The sequence below is a fragment of the Lipingzhangella halophila genome, from assembly GCF_014203805.1.
In the GTDB taxonomy this organism is placed as follows: Bacteria; Actinomycetota; Actinomycetes; order Streptosporangiales; family Streptosporangiaceae; genus Lipingzhangella; species Lipingzhangella halophila.
Genome location: NZ_JACHJT010000001.1, coordinates 729,441 through 745,321 on the forward strand (window position 1 = coordinate 729,441; position 15,881 = coordinate 745,321).

The window sequence follows — 15,881 nt, forward strand, 5'->3', positions numbered from 1 at the left end:
CGCTTCCGAAACGAGATCACCGATACGGCAGATGTCCCTCCGGCCGCCACGCCGCACCACCCGGCACAGCGACCGGCGGCGCCGCAGGGGACCGCTGGTGATTTCGCTGGGCGTGGCCCTCATAGTGGGGGGCGGTGCCGCGGCTGCCTGGGCGCTGAACGACAGCGCCGAGGAGCGGCCGGTCGAGGGGGCCAGCGTGCCCGACTCGTTCGCTGGAACCTGGAGTGGGCGCATGGTCCAGGAGGAAGCTGACGGCGATCACGTCATCGACTGGGACACCAGGATCAAGCTCGAAGGGGGCGTGGAACGGGGCAGTTCCGAGTGGTACACGCTGGACTGCCGGGGCAGCCTCACCCTGGCCGAGCGCGACGGGGACCGGTTGGTCTTCGACTACGTGGAGACCTACGACCCCGAGGACCACTGCGTCGACGAGGCGGAGCTGACGCTGCGGCCCGGTGGCAGCGAGGGGGAGATCGCGGCGAAGTGGAACGCGACCTCGGAGGGCGACACCCCGATGATCTCCACTGGAACCCTGCGGTGACCGCCGCCGCTCCGCCGGGCCCGGACTACCGTCCCTCGAAGGTGGCGGTCTCCTTGTTCAGGAAGGCCAGCGTCGCCTTGCGGTGATCCACGGTGTCCACGCACTGTTCCTGGAGGTCGGCCTCCATCTCCAGGGCGTTGCCGAGGTCCAGCCCGGATCCGAAGGTCAGGCTGGCCTTGACCGCCGCGTAACCGACCGTGGGGCCGTTGGCCAGGCGTTCCGCCAGCGCACGCCCTGAGTCGGCCAGCTCGTCGGCGGAGACGACCTGGTTCACCAGCCCGATCTCCAGCGCGCGCTGCGCGCCAACGGGCTCGGCGAGCATGAGCATCTCCATCGCCCTGGCGTGCCCGATCAGCCTGGGCAGGGTCCAGGACGCCCCGGTGTCGGCGCCGAGTCCGACCTTGGTGAACGCCATCAGGAACGACGCGTTCTCCGAGGCGACGCGCAGGTCGCAGGCGAAGGCGAGGCCTGCTCCGGCGCCCGCCGCGACCCCGTTCACGGCGGCAACCACTGGTTTGGGCATTCGGGTCAGGCCGAGCACGATCGGGTTGTAGTGCGAGCGGACCGTTCCTTCGAGCCCCTGCCCTTCCCCCAGCTTGCCGGCGTGCTCGCGCAGGTCCTGTCCGGCGCAGAACGCCTTTCCGTTCCCGGTGAGCAGGACCGCGCGGGCACCGGAGTCGCTTTTCGCCCGTTCGACAGCGGAGAGCAGGGCTTCCTTCGCCTCGAACGTCAACGAGTTCAATGAGTCGGGCCGGTTGAGCGTAATCGTGGCGACGCCGTCGGAAAGCTCATAGGCGACACTGTCTGACTCGGGCACGCGAAACTCCCTGGGGTCGATCGGCCGGTACGGTTTGGGTATCAGTTTTCCCGCGGTCCGGGTCTAACCTTACTGTTCGAAATCTTCGAGCCTGATGGCTCGGGACCGTTCGATCGTTCCCAATCGGGTCTCGAAACCGAGATAATGGCAGAACAGTGATTCGTTCCCGGAGTCACCGCGCGACGCGGACGCGATCCAACGAGCGGAGTCGTCAATGCTGACAGGCCCAAGGCCCGTGCGAGCATCGACGGCGGAGCGAGTAAGGCACGTCGGCGCGCGACTGATGCGCGGCGGCCCCTCCGCGTGGCCGGCTCACCGAAACAGGGGGCCCACCCAAGTCAGGTCGGCCCGTGCATCCGCGACAGTTTCCGATGAAAGGGGATACGGCATGGCGGCGATGAAGCCGAGGACCGGTGATGGTCCGATGGAGGTCACCAAGGAGGGCCGCGGCATCATCATGCGAGTCCCGCTTGAGGGCGGCGGGCGCCTTGTAGTCGAGCTCACGCCGGACGAGGCGAACGAGCTCGCGGAGGCCCTGAACGGTGTCGTCGGCTAGCGGACGGGCCGGTCGTTCCCGGATCTTCATCTACGTATCGCTGCTGGGCGTCCGCTCTCTCGCCCGGCCCGTTGCCTGGCCCCGACGGGCATCGGAACCCAGCCACCTGTGGCGGGCGGCGACTCCGGAACCTGCAAGATTGTGAGCGTTCGTGCCAATCGCTACTGAGATTCACGCCATCCCAGGGCCGCTCGTCGACTCCAGCGCCGATCTCCTGGCGCTGCCCGTTCGTTCCACCGAGGACGGCCCGGTGGTGGTGACCGCGGGGACGGGGCCGGAAGCCGACGCCCTCGACGCGCGGCTGCCGGCGCCGCTGGCCGAACTGGTCGCGCACTACGGACTCAAGGGCAAACCGGGGGAGAAGGCCGATTTCCCGGCCGACCTCGGGCGTGGACTGGTCCAGCTTTCGTTCCTCGGTGTCGGGTCGGGCACTCCGGCCGACCTGCGTAAGGCGGGCGCCTCTTTCGCCCGCCTGGCCAAGGGACGCACCCGCGCCGCCACGACCGTCGGGTTCCTCGACGACGGGCGGGCCGAGGACGGCCTGACCGCGTTCATCGAGGGGGCGCTTCTTGGCGGGTACCAGTTCACGATGCGCAGCTCCGCCAAGCCGCCCGAACCCGTACCGGCGATCGAGCTCGTGGCGGAGCACCCCGAACGGATGCCGGTCCAGCGCGGCACGGCTCTGGCCAATGCCACCGCGCTGGCCCGCGATCTGACCAACACCCCCTCCTCCCGAAAAGACCCTGAGTGGCTCGTCTCCCGCGCCGGTGCGATCGCCGGGGAGGCGGGCCTCGACATCTCCGTGTGGAACGAGCGTGAGCTGGAACGCGACGGCTTCGGCGCGATCCTGGGCGTGGGGGGCGGGTCGGTCCGGCCGCCCCGGCTCGTGCGGCTCGACTACACCCCCGAAGGGCCCGAGTCCGGACACGTGGTCCTGATCGGCAAGGGCATCACCTTCGACACTGGCGGGTTGTCGCTGAAGCCGAACGACAACATGAAGCTCATGAAGACCGACATGAGCGGTTCCGCAGTGGTCCTGGGCGTGCTTTCGGCGCTTGGCGCTCTTGGAACGCGCACGCGGGTCACGGGCCTGCTCGCGCTCGCGGAGAACGCGTTCTCGGGCAGTGCCCAGCGCCCCAGTGACGTCGTCACCACCTACGGCGGGCGGACCGTCGAGGTGCTCAACACCGACGCCGAGGGGCGGCTGGTTCTGGCGGACGCCATGGACTACGCCGCAGCGGAGCTGAAGCCTGACGCCCTGGTCGACGTCGCGACGCTCACCGGCGCCGCGAAGGTGGCTCTGGGGACCGGCACCGGCGCCCTGTTCAGCACCGATGACGCTCTGGCGGCCGCGTTGACCGAGGCGGCGGAGGCGTCCGGGGAGCCGCTCTGGCGGATGCCGCTGGTCGAGGAGTACCGCGACACGCTGGATTCCACGGTGGCCGATCTGGCCAACATCGGCACCCGGTCCAAGGACTACGGGAGTCCCGGCGCCACCGACGCCGCGATGTTCCTACGCGAGTTCACCGCGGGCCTGCCGTGGGCGCACCTGGATATCGCGGGGCCGGGCCGGTCAACGAGCGACGAGGGGCTGCTGACCAAGGGTGGCACCGGTTTCGCCACCCGGTCGCTGCTGCGCTGGCTCGCGGGCTGAGCCCTCCTGGGCCGCGGGATGGCGGGGGCGTGCTGATCGGTACTCAGCCGGCCGTGGTCGGCGAGACGATCGCCGCGAGCAGGCCCTCGCCCACCGGGAGCAGGAGCGGCATGAGGGTGTCGTCGTCCCGGATGAGCTGCCCGACCTCGCGGACCGCTGCGGTCGCGGGGTCGGAGGCGCTCAGGGGGCCGTCGCTCAGCGGGGTGGCGTCGAGCGCGTGGTTGAACACGACGACTCCGCCGGTGCGCAGCAACCGCATCGCCTCGGTGAGGAACCGCGGGTACTCGGCCCGCATGGCGTCGACGAACACCAGGTCGTAGGCGGAGTCGGTGAGGCGCGGCAACACTTCGAGGGCGCTGCCCTGGATCAGCCGGGCCCGGTTGGCCGGGAAACCGGCGTTCCGGTACGCCTCGCGTGCGGACTCCTGGTATTCGGGCTCCACATCGACACTGGTCAGGATGCCGTCGTGGCGCATACCCCGAAGCAGCCAGATCCCCGAGCTTCCGCAGCCCGTACCGACCTCAACGACCGCTCGCGCTCCGATGGCGGCCGCGAGGAAGCGCAGCGCGGCGCCGCTGGCCGCGCTGATAGGCCCGATCTCGGCCTGCTGGCCGGCTCGCCGGGCGGACGTCAGGGTGGCGTCCTCGGCGACGTACTGCTCGATGTGGGCCAGTGTGTCGTCTCGGCTGGCGATGACGGCCTCCCGCGCTGTTAACGAACGTGACTGCGACCGTCCCCGCGGCGCGGGGACCGTAAATGGGTCCGGGTCGCGAACACAGCCACAGCCGCTGACCCGCCCCCGTGCGGTCGAGAAGGACCGTGGCCGTGCCGCCGCCGCCATCACCCGATGTCCCATCGCGGCCACGTCCGGACCAGGTCCCAAGAAAAGAGTAGCCTGCCAGGTGGGGTTCCGGCGGCGTCGGAACTTATTCGCGCCATCGTGGCGTTGGAATTTGCGAGCGCTCGTTGTCTCGTTTTCCGGGTGCATCCCCAGGGGCCGGGGCGGCGAGGGCACAAACTGGGGACGCGCCGCCGTGCCCGCGGCGGTACGTCGACGAAGGGAGCACCGGTGGTCGATTCCGGCACTGCCGTGGATTTCGAGCAGTGGGAGCCGCCCAGCTGGGACGAGGTTGTGCGGAACCACTCGGCGCGCGTTTACCGCCTGGCATACCGCCTCACCGGCAACCAGCACGACGCCGAGGATCTCACCCAGGAAGTGTTTATCCGGGTGTTCCGCTCACTCGCGAACTACACGCCGGGGACGTTCGAGGGGTGGCTGCACAGGATCACCACCAACCTCTTTTTGGACACGGCGCGCCGCAAGTCCCGGATCAGGTTCGAGGGCTTCGGGGAGAACGCCGACGAACGTCTCGAAGGCCGCGAGCCCACGCCCGCCCAGTCCTATGACGAACGCCATTTCGACTCCGACATCCAGGTAGCGCTGGACGCGTTGCCCGCGGAGTTCCGCGCGCCCGTCGTCCTGTGCGACATCGAAGGGCTGTCCTACGAGGAGATCGCGGCCACCCTCGGCGTGAAGCTGGGGACGGTGCGCAGCAGGATCCACCGGGGACGCGCGCAGTTGCGCAAGGCTCTGGACCACCGGCGACGAGTGGCTGCCCAGCAGGCCCGGCAGGCCCAGCAGGGGGAGGTGGAGTGAGCATGGACCACTTGGGGGAACGGCTGTCCGCTCTGGTCGATGGCGAGCTCGGCCACGCGGATCGCGACCGCGCGCTGCGGCACCTGGCTTCGTGTGAGAACTGCCGGTTCGAGGCCGAGATGCTGCGGCGGCTCAAGCGGCGCCTTCACGGGCTCGACGGCCCAGAGCCGTCCACGGACTTCATGGGCCGCCTTTCCGCGCTGGAGGAGCCGCCGTCGGGGGAACCTCCGCTGGGCCCGCCGCCCAGTGACCACGGTGCCTTCGGAACGCGGCCGCCGTTGGGATCCAGCCGCCCGCTCGGTGGAGGGGTCCCCGGCACCTCGGGAGGCGGCGGCCACCTGGCCGCTCCCGACCCGGCCCCCGCGGAACCGAAGCCGGAACCGGCGTCCGAACCGGACCGCAGGAGCGTGGCTCCGCTGTCGCTGCTGCGTCCGCGGTGGGGCCGCACACGCTACGCCGTCGCCGGGGTCTCGATGGTGGCACTGACGCTGGGCACCGCCTTCTTCGCCGGCGACGAGCCGCAGGAGGCGCCAGTGGTGCGCCCGGACATCGAGGACTACGAAGTCGAGCACGCCGTCGTCAGCGGGCAGGCTCCCGATCTCCACACGCGGGACGCCCCGGGCGTGCAGCGTGCGCTGGATGACCCGGCGCCGGACGAAACGCCCACGCCCTGGTGAGCGCGGGTGGCGCGGCTCACAACCGGCGCCGCCCAGCTCCCGCGCTACTGTTCTCGGCGCTGCTGCTCCTGCTGGTGCTGGCAACATCGGCGCCGCACGCCGATTTCGGACGCCCGGCCACGGGCACGGACGACGGCATGGACCTGCTGCGTAGCGCGTCGGCTGCGAGCCGGGTGACGGCGTTCGGCGGTGTGCAGGCGGTCTCGGCGCGGTCCGGCGGCGCGCTGGTCACCGAGCACGCTGAGGTGGTGCACCGACCGGGCGAGGGGACCGGTTACGCCGAGATCGCGGGCAGGAGCACGGTGAAGGCCGGGGGCCTGGTTGTCAACGCCTCGGCGCCGTCGCTCAGGCCGGATGGCCGCATCCTCGATGCACTGGAGCGCAACTACCACGTGACCCGCTCCGGCTCGGGCACCGCCGCGGACCGCACCGCCAAGGTCGTCGAGGCGCGGCGCCGTGACGGCGCTGTCGCCGGCCGGTTCTGGATCGACGAGCGGACCTCGCTGCCGCTGCGTCGCGAGATCTACGGTGCGGCGGGCGAGGTCACGCACTCGATCCGGTTCGTCGACCTGGCCGTGGGGACCGGTGCGGAACCGCTCCCGCCGGTCTCGGGCGAGAGCGGTCTGTGGGGCAGCGCCCTGACCCCGCGTGAGCGCACGCGGCTGACGGAGCAGGGCTGGACGCTGCCCGAGCAGTTGTCCTGGAACCTCCCGCTCGTCGATGCGCGGTCCTCGCACGGCCCGGACGGGCCCGTGGTGCATCTGGCCTACTCCGACGGACTCTCCGTCGTCTCGGTGTTCGTGCAACGTGGGCGTCTCTCCCCCAAATCGGTGGGAACTACCTCGGGGATGAGGCCAGTCATAGAGAACGGCGGGACGATCTATGTCGATGATTCGGGAGAATCGCGGCGGATGTGGGAATCTGGCGGTTTCGTATACACCGTGCTGACCGACGCTCCCCCCACGATCACGGGAACCGTGGTCGAGGCGTTGCCCGGTCCCGACGGTTCCGGATTCTGGGCGCGCGTGTGGCGCGGATTCGAGCGGCTTGGTTCGCACATCGGGGACGTGGCGGGGCGGTAGCGTACCGCGCCTGTCGTGGCCGTAGCCGGGACCCTGAACGGCGGGCTCCAGGGTGTGGCCGTAGGCTGCGTCGCTGGGCGTGGCACACGGTGGTCGTTCTGCGACGTGCACGGCGATGAGGGGACACGGAGAACTCATGACCGACGATCCCGGAGCGGGTTTCCCGGATGATGGGGACAGGCGACCCAGCGCGGCCGGACCACCCGGCGGGGGTGATGCTGCGCGCGGCGGTGCGGAGGGCGCGGACGGCGCGCCGCCGGCCGGCTCGCCCGGCGGCGGAACGCCTCGTCCCGCCGGAACGGGGGCCCCTTCGGGGGCGCAGCGCCCCGGGCCGGGCGCACCCTCGGCGCCTCCGGGAAACGCGACGAGCACGGGCACGCACCAGGCTCCCGCGGGCAGCACGATGTCCGGAATCGGCCAGCGGCCGGCGGCGGGCGGCCCCACCCGGCCCGGCGCTCCCGCGGGCCCCGCGGGCCCCGGTGTTCCCCCCGGTCCCGGATCTCCGGGCGGCCACGGCGCTCCCTCAGGCCCCGCGGGCCCCTCAGGCCCCCCAGGCCCGGGAGGCCCCGGAATGCCAGGGCCTCCCGGGCCTCCGTGGGGGCCGGGAGGCCCCGTCGGGGCGCCGGTTCCGGGTGTCCCGGCCGCGCCGAAGCGGCGCCGCACCATGCCGTTGTGGGCGGTCCTGCTCACCGTGCTGCTGGTCGCGGTGGTCTCGGCTGGTGTGGGCGGGCTCGCCGGCGGCTTCGCGAGCGGCGACAGCGACGCCGCGGCCAGCGAGAACGGTCCCGAACTGAACAACGACGTGCCCAGCGGCACACCGAGCCGGGAGCCCGACACCATCGCCGGCGTCGCGCAGCGGGTCAGCCCCAGCGTCGTCGCCATTCACGGTGCCGATGGCGGGGCCAGCGGCAACGGCTCCGGTTTTGTCATCGAGAACAACCGGGTGGTCACGAACGCCCACGTCGTCAACGCGCTCGAAGGCAACCACATCGAGGTCGCGTACAGCGACGGGCACACCACCGCGGCCACGGTCGCCGGCCAGGCGGACAGCTCCGACCTGGCCGTGCTGGAGCTGGACAACCCGAACAACGTGCAGGCGCTGGAGTTCGGCAACTCCGAGGACGTCACGGTGGGAGACACCGTCATCGCGATCGGCGCCCCGCTCGGCCTCGCGGGCACTGTCACGACCGGCATCATCAGCGCGGTGGACCGGCCGGTCGCCAGCGACGAGGAGGGCGAGACCTACATCGAGGCGCTGCAGACCGACGCCGCCGTCAACCCAGGAAACTCGGGCGGTCCGCTGGTGGACGAGCAAGGGCGGGTCATCGGGGTGAACACCGCCATCGCCACCCTGGGCGCGAATCCGGGAGGGCAGAGCGGCAGCATCGGGCTGGGGTTCGCGATCCCCTCGGACGACGCCGAGACCGTCGTGAACTACCTGATCGAGAACGGCGAGGATCCACAGGCCGAAATCGGTGCCGAACTGGTGATGCAGCACCGCCAGGAGGGTGCGCTGATCGACGACGGCCGCGGGGCGGTGGAGTCCGGCGGACCCGCGGACGAGGCGGGCCTGGAGCCGGGGGACCTGGTGGTGGAGTTCGACGGGACGGCGGTCAGCGACTCTCCGGAACTCTTGGCGCTCATCAGCGAGAAGCGACCGGGTGACGAGGTGAGCGTCGACTACGAGCGCGACGGCGAGGGAGATCTCTCCACCACGTTGACGCTCGGCTCGGCCTAGAACTGAGTAGCGCCCCGGCGCCGGCCCCTGCAGGGGCCGGCGCCGGGGCGCTGTGGTTCGGGTTGGCGGTGGGTCAGTGGCTGACCGGCGTGACGCCGAGCTGCATGCCGGAGAGCCCGCGGGGCTTGCCCACGAGGGAGTCGGCCACCTGGCGCAGCGTCTGGCTCGCCGCGGCCTCGGGGTCGCCCAGCACGAAGGGTGTGCCCTCGTCGCTGGCCTCACGCAGTCGGATGTCGATGGGCACTTGGCCCAGCAGCGGCACCTCGGCGCCGAGTGCCTTGGTCAGGCCGTCGGCGACGAGCTGCCCGCCGCCCTCGCCGAAGAGGTAGGTGCGTTCGTCGGAGCCGGGGGCGATGTAGTACGACATGTTCTCGATGACGCCGGCCACGCGCTGGTGGGTCTGCGCGGAGATCGCGCCCGCGCGCTCGGCGACCTCGGCGGCAGCCTGCTGCGGGGTCGTGACCACCAGGATCTCGGCGTTCGGTACCAGCTGCGCGACAGAGATCGCGATGTCGCCGGTGCCCGGAGGGAGGTCCATCAGCAGGATGTCGAGGTCCCCCCAGAAGACGTCGGCCAGGAACTGCTGCAGGGCCCGGTGCAGCATGGGGCCCCGCCACACGACGGGCTGGTTGCCCTGGGTGAACATGCCCACGGAGATGACCTTGAGGTCGTGCGCGGTTGGGGGCATGATCATGTCTTCGACCTTGGTGGGGGACGCGGAGACCCCCAGCATGCGCGGCACGGAGTGGCCGTAGATGTCGGCGTCGACCACGCCGACCTTGTGGCCGCGCTCGGCCATGGCCGCGGCGAGGTTCACCGTGACCGAGGACTTGCCGACGCCGCCCTTGCCGGAAGCGACCGCGAAGACCCGGGTCAGTGACGTGGGCTTGGCGAAGGGGATCTCCTTCTCCGCCTGGTTGCCGCGGAGCTTGCTCTGCAGCGCCTTGCGCTGCTCCTCGCTCATGACGTCGAGTTCGACGGTCACCTTGGTCACGCCGCCCACCTTGGAGACAGCGGAGGTGACGTCCGACTCGATGCGTCCCTTCATGGGGCAGCCGGCCACCGTGAGATAGATACCGACGTTCACGACACCGCCGTCGGCGATGTCGATGCTCTTGACCATGTCGAGATCGGTGATGGGGCGGTGGATTTCGGGGTCCTGGACTGTCTCCAGGGCCGCGTTCACCTGCTCAGTGGTGGGTGTGGAGGCCATATACCCATGGTACGTAACAGATGGGCACGTGACCGCCGTCGGGCGCGGTGTCACATCGGCGAGGGCCCAGTGTGTCGTATGAGCACACGGCACGGACCGATCGATTGGAGCCGGCAATGGCCCGCATCTCCCTGGACCCGCCCCGTACTCTGCTGTACCGCGTGGCCGAGCGTTACGCGCGCCGCAAGTACGCCGGAATGGTGCCCGACCCCGGTAAGGCCATGGCGCACAACTGGCGGGTCCTGCTGACGTATCTGCTCCAGGAGGCGGGCACGGCCCGCTGGAACCGCCTGGATCCCACCCTGAAAGCGCTCGCCGTGACAGCGTCGGCGGCCCGGATCAACTGTTCCTGGTGCATGGACTTCGGGTACTGGGAGCACACGCATGCCGGGATCGACCCGGCGAAGCTGCGAGCGGTGCCGTCCTGGCGGACCAGCGACGTCTTCAGCCCGCTGGAACGCCGTGTGCTGGAGTTCTCCGAGGCGGCGACGGCCGACCCGGTCGAGGTGACCGACGACATGGTGGACCTGCTGCGCGCCGAGCTGGGCGAGCCGGCGATGGTCGAGTTGGCGGCCATCGTCGCGCTGGAGAACCAGCGGTCCCGTTTCAACAGCTCGCTCGGGCTGACCAGCCAGGGCTTCGGCGACCACTGCGCCGTTCCCGCCACCGGGACGGAGGCGGCCGCGGAATGAGTCCAGCGGACTCGGCTGGGAGCGCGGACGGCCGGATGGCCGAGAGCACGGACGTGTTCGAGCGGCACCGGCGGCTGCTGTTCAGTGTGTCCTACGACATGCTGGGCAGCGTCGCCGACGCCGAGGACTGCCTCCAGGAAGCGTGGCTCCGGTGGGCGCGCGAGGACCGTTCCGACGTCGCGAACCCCCGGAGCTACCTGGTGCGGATTGTGACTAATGTCACATTGAATCGGCTCCGCGTGCTCCGGAACCGGCGCGAGACCTACGTCGGCCCCTGGTTGCCCGAACCGATGCTGACCGCCCCCGACGTCGCCGACGAGGTGGCGGACGCCGACTCCGTCTCCTATGCGGTGCTCGTCGTGCTGGAGACCCTGGGGCCGGTGGAACGCGCCGTCTTCGTGCTTCGCGAGGTGTTCGGCATGCCCCACGCGGAGGTCGCCGAGGCGCTCGGGCGATCGGAGCAGAGTGTGCGGCAGCTCGCCCACCGGGCGCGAGAGCACGTGCACGCGCGCCGCCCGCGGTTCGCCCCCGACCCCGTGGTGCGGCGCAGGCTGACCGAACGGTTCCTGGGCGCTCTCCTGGAGGGGGATCTCGACGGGCTGAAGGCGATGCTCGCCGAGGGCGTCGTGGTGCTTACCGACGGCGGCGGCAAGGCGAGGGCCGCGCTCCGCCCGGTGTACGGCGCGGAGCGGGCCGCCCGGCTGCTGTGCGGCCTCGGTCCCGGGCTCGCAGACGCCCGGATCGAGCACCACGGCATCAACGGGGTTCCCGGTGTACTCGTCTGGACAGCGGACGGTTCCCTGAGCGCGGCCGCCACCCTGGAGATCACCGGGAATCAGGTCACCGACGTGCATATCGTGCGCAACCCCGACAAGCTGCGGCGCCTGGAACCGGGGCGGCGCGACAGCCGCCGCGGCTGGTGACGCGACAGTGATGCGCTGGTCACAGCGCGTTCTTAACACAGTCACTACATGGGCGACTAGTAATCTCGACACACGATGGGAAATGCGCCGCCACCGCCTGGTTCGCCCTGGCCTCCGGAGTCACAGGGGGCAGGAGGCCCGGAGCCGACACCGGGTTCCCGGGATCAGGCATGGGCCAGGCCCACGTCCTGGATGCCCGAGGCCGCGAACCAACCCGCCCCGGCCTGGGTCTGGCCGCCACCGGCCCGGCCCCGCCCGCCGGGCTCCGCGGTTGCCCGGCCGCGGCCGGGCGTCTCGTTCCACCGTGCTGCGCGCTCGTGGCGGCACCGGTGGTGGGTGCCGCTGCTGGCAGTGGTCTGTGCCGCGGCGCTTTTCCTCCTGGTCAACCTGGTGCTGGAGATCGCCGCGCTTCTCGTGTCGCTGATAGCCGGCTTCTCCCCGGACCTGGAAAACGGCTCCATCTTCGGTGCGCCCGTCCCCGATCTGGCGTTCAGCGTTATCGTGCTCAGCACCCTGACCCCGCTGGTCATGGTCGCCACGCGGTTCGTCCAGCGGCGCCGGGTGGGCTCTCTGCTGTCGGTCGAGGGGCGGCTGCGCTGGGGGTGGATGTTCGCCTGTGCCGCGGTCGGAATCGTGTCGCTGGTGCTCTCGTTCGTCGTCCTCTACGTGCTGCGGCTCGCCACCGACGCGCCGGCAGCCACGAGCACCGGCGGAAGCGCCGGCGGGGAGCAGGGGTTCGCGCTCGCCGTAGTACTGCTCCTGCTTTTCGTTCCGCTGCAGTCCTCGGCCGAGGAGATCGCGCTGCGCGGGTTCGTGATGCAGGCGGTCGGCTCGTACGGCGCCCATCCCTGGGAGCGGCGCGGAAGCGGGTTGGTCGCGCGCGTGCTGCGTACCCCCGTACCCGCCATCATCGTCAGCGGTAGCGTGTTCGCGCTGCTGCACGACTACACCGGCTGGGCGATGGTCGACACCGCGGTCTTCGGCATGGCGATGGCCTGGCTCTCGTGGTACACCGGCGGGCTCGAGGCGGCGATCGGGCTGCACGTGCTGCACAACCTCGTCGCGTTCTCCATCTCCACACTGGAGGGAACCCTGGAGGGCGCCGCCTCGGGTGGCGGGTCCTGGCACGGCCTGGTCGGCAGGATTGTCGAGGTGGCTCTGTACGCCGCGTTCGTGGCCTGGCTGGCCCGGCGCACAGGACTCCGGCGGACCGTCCCCGAAGAGGCGGCCGACCACGAGGAACCCGCACCGGGAGCAATGGCGTCCCCGCGGGAGACGCCTCCCTGGGCCGGCCCCACCGCGCAGGAGCCCCATGGGGCGCCCGGACGGGATCCACGGCTCTACGGGCAGGCCTCCTACGAGCAGGACCCGCGCCAGCGGTACGACGGGGGGTACCCCGCACCGGGAGAGTGGGTGCGACCGCCGCGGAACGGGTCACAGTATCCTCCACGCTGATGGGTGGTTTCCCCGCAGGTCATGGGGGTACCACAACGGGCAATCATGAAGTCGGACCCCATGTGTCCCCGTTGTGGGCGTGTCGTCCACGCGCCGAGCCTGTGGTCGAGCGCGTGGCAGTGCGACGCGCACGGAGCGGTGGCCCCGCTCAACCCGGTGCGCAGTCCCAACCTCACCTCCCTGGAGCTGGTGATCGGTGTCGCGCAGGTACCGGTCTGGGTGCCGTGGCCGCTGCCCGCGGGGTGGGTTGTCACCGGGTTCGCCGACGCCGGCGACGAACGCAGCGGAGCGGTGGCGGTCGCGGTCGCCCTGTCCGGTCCCGCCCCGCTGGGCGGTGTCGGTGAGATGGTGACGGTCGCCGAGGATCCGGGCGTAGGCCTCGGCGCGCGCATCGCCGGCCTCGAAGGTCCCGACCCCGGTCAGGGCTTCGACTCCGGCGCCGTGCACAGCAAGTTCCGCTACGACGGGCACGATATCGCCATGTGGAGCGTCCAGGGCGGCGCTGAACGTGCGGTCTATGCCGGCGAGGCGCTCGCGCACTGGATATGGTTCATCCTCAGCCCCGCCGACACTGGTGTGCTGATGGCCGAGCTGAACGGTATGCGCGACCTCCGCGACCGGCACAACGGCGGCTCGACCCTCGATCCGCCCTTCGGCGCGCTCTCGCCGTTCCTGAGCACCGCGCTGCGGCCGCACGGCGAATGAGCGGTCCGGCCTGTCCGGAACGGCCGTAGAATCGTCCGGTAATGCGCATCGACCTGCACGCCCACAGCTCCGTCTCGGATGGCACCGAGACCCCGGAGCGGGTCATCGACAACGCGGTCGCCGCCGGGCTCGACACCCTGGCCCTGACCGACCACGACACCGTCGGCGGGGTGGCGGCGGCCGCCGCGCACGCTCCCGCCGGGTTCGTCCTCGTGCCCGGGATGGAGCTGTCGTGCGCGTACGAGGGAACGAGCGTGCACCTGCTCGCCTACCTGTTCGACGCCGGCCATGCCGGGCTCGCCGAGGAACTGCGATGGATCCGCGCCGACCGCGTCACCCGGGCGGAGCGGATGGTGCGGTGCCTGCGGGACGCGGGTATCGGGGTCACGTGGGAGCGGGTCAGCGAGATCGCGCACGGCACCCGTGGCTCCGGGAACGCGTCCGATGGCGGCGACGATGACGATGTCGTGGGCCGGCCCCATATCGCGCGCGCGATCGTCGAGGCGGGTGGGGCCCACGATGTCCAGGACGCCTTCGACCGGTGGATCGGCTCGGGACGTCCCGCGTACGTCGCGCGCTACGCGCCCGACCCGGTGCGCGCCGTGCGCCTGGTCCGCGCAGCGGGTGGTGTCTGCGCGCTCGCCCATCCGGCGCGCGGCGAGGGCTCCGCGACCGGTCCCGTACCCGATCCGCTGGTCGAGCGAATGGTGGGAGCCGGGTTGGGCGGCATTGAGGCGGACCATCCCAGCCACGACGACACGGAGCGCGAGTACTGGCGCGCCCGCGCCGCCGATCTCGGGGTGGTCGTCACCGGCTCCAGCGACGACCACGGCGCGCTGACGGGGCACCGCCTGGGGTGCCGCACCACGGCTCCCGAAGCGTTCGCCACGTTGGTGGCGCCGGCGACCGGAGCCACGCCCATTACGGGCGGTATGCGGCCTGACCAGGCAACCGGGCTCACGGGGCACGGGTGAGGCGGCCGCGTTTATCGTCGCCATAGCGTTGGCATGAGACTATCCCCGGGTCGCGCGACAGCGGCAGGTGAATCCACAGCGCGGGAACGGCGCGTCAGTCCCGCGTACAGTTACTCGAATCCGGATGTGAATCGAAGGGTCGGCACCGTGTTCTGGAAGTGGAAAGGCAAGAAGAAGGACGGCGAGGAGCCCGGGAGTGCGGAGTCGGAGTCCTCGGCGGTGACGACGAAGACCGGGGACGAGTCCGCTGAGGAATCGGAGCCCGAGGCCGCCGAGGACAGCGGCACCACGGACAACGAGGCGGCCACTGATACGGGCACCGCCGACACCGCGGACGCGGACACCCTCGCCGCGGAGTCCGGCGGCACGAAGGAAAGCGAACCCGCCGCTGAGGCCGCCGCTGACGACGTGACTGCCAGTACCGACGAGACTGACGGCGCCGACGACGCCGAGGAGAGCGAGGACGGCGCCGGGGAAGCCACCGATAGCGCCGCGGAGGAGGCCGCCGAGGACGCCGAGCCCGAGGTTCCCGGCACTACGGAGCCCGACAGCGAAGGTGTCCAGCGCGTCCGGACCTCGGGAGCGCTCAATGTCGACGACGACGAGTTCGAGGTTGTCAGCAACACCTGGATCATCGATGCCGACGACGACGGCGTCATCGTGATCGACCCGGCGCACGACGCCCAGGCCATCCTCGACGCGGTCGGCGAGCGCGAGATCTACCTGGTGGCGTGCACGAACGGCTACAACACGCACATCTCCGCCGCCATCGACGTCGCTGAGCGCGACGAAGCGCCAATCGCCCTGCACCCCCGGGAGCTGCGCTCCTGGCGCAAGGTGCACGGCGCCGAGCGCCGGCCCGACCTCGAGATCGAGGGCGGAGGAACGCTGGAGGCCGGCGACCTGGAAATCGACGTGCTGGCCATCCCGGGCACCTCGAACGGCAGCGTGGGCCTCTACATCTCCGAGCGCGGAGTGGTGTTCAGCGGCGACACCCTGCGCAAGGGCGAGCTCGGCACGGTCGGGGACGGCTACATCGACTACACGCGCCAGTTGCACTCCGTTGGCGAGGTGCTGCTGTCGCTGCCGCCCGACACCCGGGTACTGCCCGACAGCGGTCCGGAGACCACCGTCGAGCGGGAGTCCAAGAACTTCGACGCGTGGGTGGCCACGAGCTGAGCGTGCGAGCCGCCCGCC

The 15,881-nt window shown here is 70.9% G+C and carries 16 protein-coding genes; 13 read left to right on the plus strand and 3 right to left on the minus strand.

What is annotated here, in order from left to right:
- Window positions 1–97: 97 nt before the first annotated feature.
- Window positions 98–541 carry a hypothetical protein gene (locus tag F4561_RS03380; RefSeq protein WP_312885121.1) on the plus strand — a complete coding sequence of 148 codons (444 nt, stop codon included), beginning with the start codon at window positions 98–100 and terminating at the stop codon, window positions 539–541.
- Window positions 542–566: 25 nt separating this feature from the next.
- Here the strand turns inward: F4561_RS03380 and F4561_RS03385 are convergent, their stop codons facing one another.
- The gene (locus tag F4561_RS03385) at window positions 567–1,358 is read right to left on the minus strand and encodes an enoyl-CoA hydratase-related protein (protein WP_184574685.1); all 792 of its coding nucleotides are present in this window, start codon (window positions 1,356–1,358) and stop codon (window positions 567–569) included.
- A 388-nt stretch (window positions 1,359–1,746) separates the two neighbouring features.
- Between F4561_RS03385 and F4561_RS03390 the strand changes: the two genes are divergently transcribed.
- Both F4561_RS03390 and F4561_RS03395 read left to right on the plus strand, forming a co-directional pair.
- Window positions 1,747–1,914: a DUF3117 domain-containing protein gene (locus tag F4561_RS03390; protein ID WP_082126983.1), complete on the plus strand. Its 168-nt coding sequence runs from the start codon at window positions 1,747–1,749 to the stop codon at window positions 1,912–1,914.
- 151 nt (window positions 1,915–2,065) lie between these two features.
- On the plus strand, window positions 2,066–3,568 hold the full coding sequence (locus F4561_RS03395; protein WP_184574687.1) for a leucyl aminopeptidase: 1,503 nt from the start codon (window positions 2,066–2,068) through the stop codon (window positions 3,566–3,568).
- Between the two features lie 43 nt (window positions 3,569–3,611).
- Here F4561_RS03395 and F4561_RS03400 read toward each other — a convergent pair whose 3' ends face one another.
- Window positions 3,612–4,241, minus strand: a complete 630-nt coding sequence (locus F4561_RS03400; RefSeq protein WP_376773689.1) for an O-methyltransferase — start codon at window positions 4,239–4,241, stop codon at window positions 3,612–3,614.
- 396 nt (window positions 4,242–4,637) lie between these two features.
- On the opposite strand from F4561_RS03400, the gene sigE reads away from it, so the two are divergent.
- The 4 genes from sigE (at window position 4,638) to F4561_RS03420 (ending at window position 8,722) form a co-directional block, all read left to right on the plus strand.
- Window positions 4,638–5,225, plus strand: coding sequence for an RNA polymerase sigma factor SigE (gene sigE, locus F4561_RS03405; RefSeq protein WP_184574689.1), 588 nt, complete (start codon window positions 4,638–4,640; stop codon window positions 5,223–5,225).
- 2 nt (window positions 5,226–5,227) lie between these two features.
- Entirely contained in the window at window positions 5,228–5,902 is a 675-nt protein-coding gene (locus F4561_RS03410) for an anti-sigma factor family protein (protein ID WP_184574691.1), read from the plus strand.
- Window positions 5,899–6,984, plus strand: a complete 1,086-nt coding sequence (locus F4561_RS03415) for a sigma-E factor regulatory protein RseB domain-containing protein (protein WP_312885122.1) — start codon at window positions 5,899–5,901, stop codon at window positions 6,982–6,984. The genes F4561_RS03410 and F4561_RS03415 overlap by 4 nt, the downstream gene beginning before the upstream one ends.
- 664 nt (window positions 6,985–7,648) lie before the next feature.
- Window positions 7,649–8,722, plus strand: a complete 1,074-nt coding sequence (locus tag F4561_RS03420) for a S1C family serine protease (protein ID WP_184574693.1) — start codon at window positions 7,649–7,651, stop codon at window positions 8,720–8,722.
- 73 nt (window positions 8,723–8,795) lie between these two features.
- On the opposite strand, the gene F4561_RS03425 is transcribed toward F4561_RS03420, so the two are convergent.
- Window positions 8,796–9,935: an Mrp/NBP35 family ATP-binding protein gene (locus tag F4561_RS03425; RefSeq protein ID WP_184574695.1), complete on the minus strand. Its 1,140-nt coding sequence runs from the start codon at window positions 9,933–9,935 to the stop codon at window positions 8,796–8,798.
- Window positions 9,936–10,051: 116 nt separating this feature from the next.
- Here F4561_RS03425 and F4561_RS03430 point away from each other — a divergent pair, with 116 nt between their 5' ends.
- The 6 genes from F4561_RS03430 (at window position 10,052) to F4561_RS03455 (ending at window position 15,863) form a co-directional block, all read left to right on the plus strand.
- On the plus strand, window positions 10,052–10,627 hold the full coding sequence (locus F4561_RS03430) for a carboxymuconolactone decarboxylase family protein (RefSeq protein ID WP_184574697.1): 576 nt from the start codon (window positions 10,052–10,054) through the stop codon (window positions 10,625–10,627).
- Between the two features lie 35 nt (window positions 10,628–10,662).
- Window positions 10,663–11,550 carry an RNA polymerase sigma-70 factor gene (locus F4561_RS03435; RefSeq protein ID WP_246437128.1) on the plus strand — a complete coding sequence of 296 codons (888 nt, stop codon included), beginning with the start codon at window positions 10,663–10,665 and terminating at the stop codon, window positions 11,548–11,550.
- Window positions 11,551–11,886: 336 nt separating this feature from the next.
- Complete coding sequence (locus tag F4561_RS03440) at window positions 11,887–13,005, plus strand: CPBP family intramembrane glutamic endopeptidase (protein WP_312885123.1); 1,119 nt, start codon at window positions 11,887–11,889, stop codon at window positions 13,003–13,005.
- A gap of 45 nt (window positions 13,006–13,050) precedes the next feature.
- The gene (locus F4561_RS03445) at window positions 13,051–13,710 is read left to right on the plus strand and encodes a DUF6758 family protein (protein WP_184574703.1); all 660 of its coding nucleotides are present in this window, start codon (window positions 13,051–13,053) and stop codon (window positions 13,708–13,710) included.
- A 41-nt stretch (window positions 13,711–13,751) separates the two neighbouring features.
- Entirely contained in the window at window positions 13,752–14,684 is a 933-nt protein-coding gene (locus tag F4561_RS03450) for a PHP domain-containing protein (protein WP_184574705.1), read from the plus strand.
- A 147-nt stretch (window positions 14,685–14,831) separates the two neighbouring features.
- Entirely contained in the window at window positions 14,832–15,863 is a 1,032-nt protein-coding gene (locus tag F4561_RS03455; protein ID WP_184583103.1) for an MBL fold metallo-hydrolase, read from the plus strand.
- The last annotated feature ends 18 nt before the right edge of the window (window positions 15,864–15,881 follow it).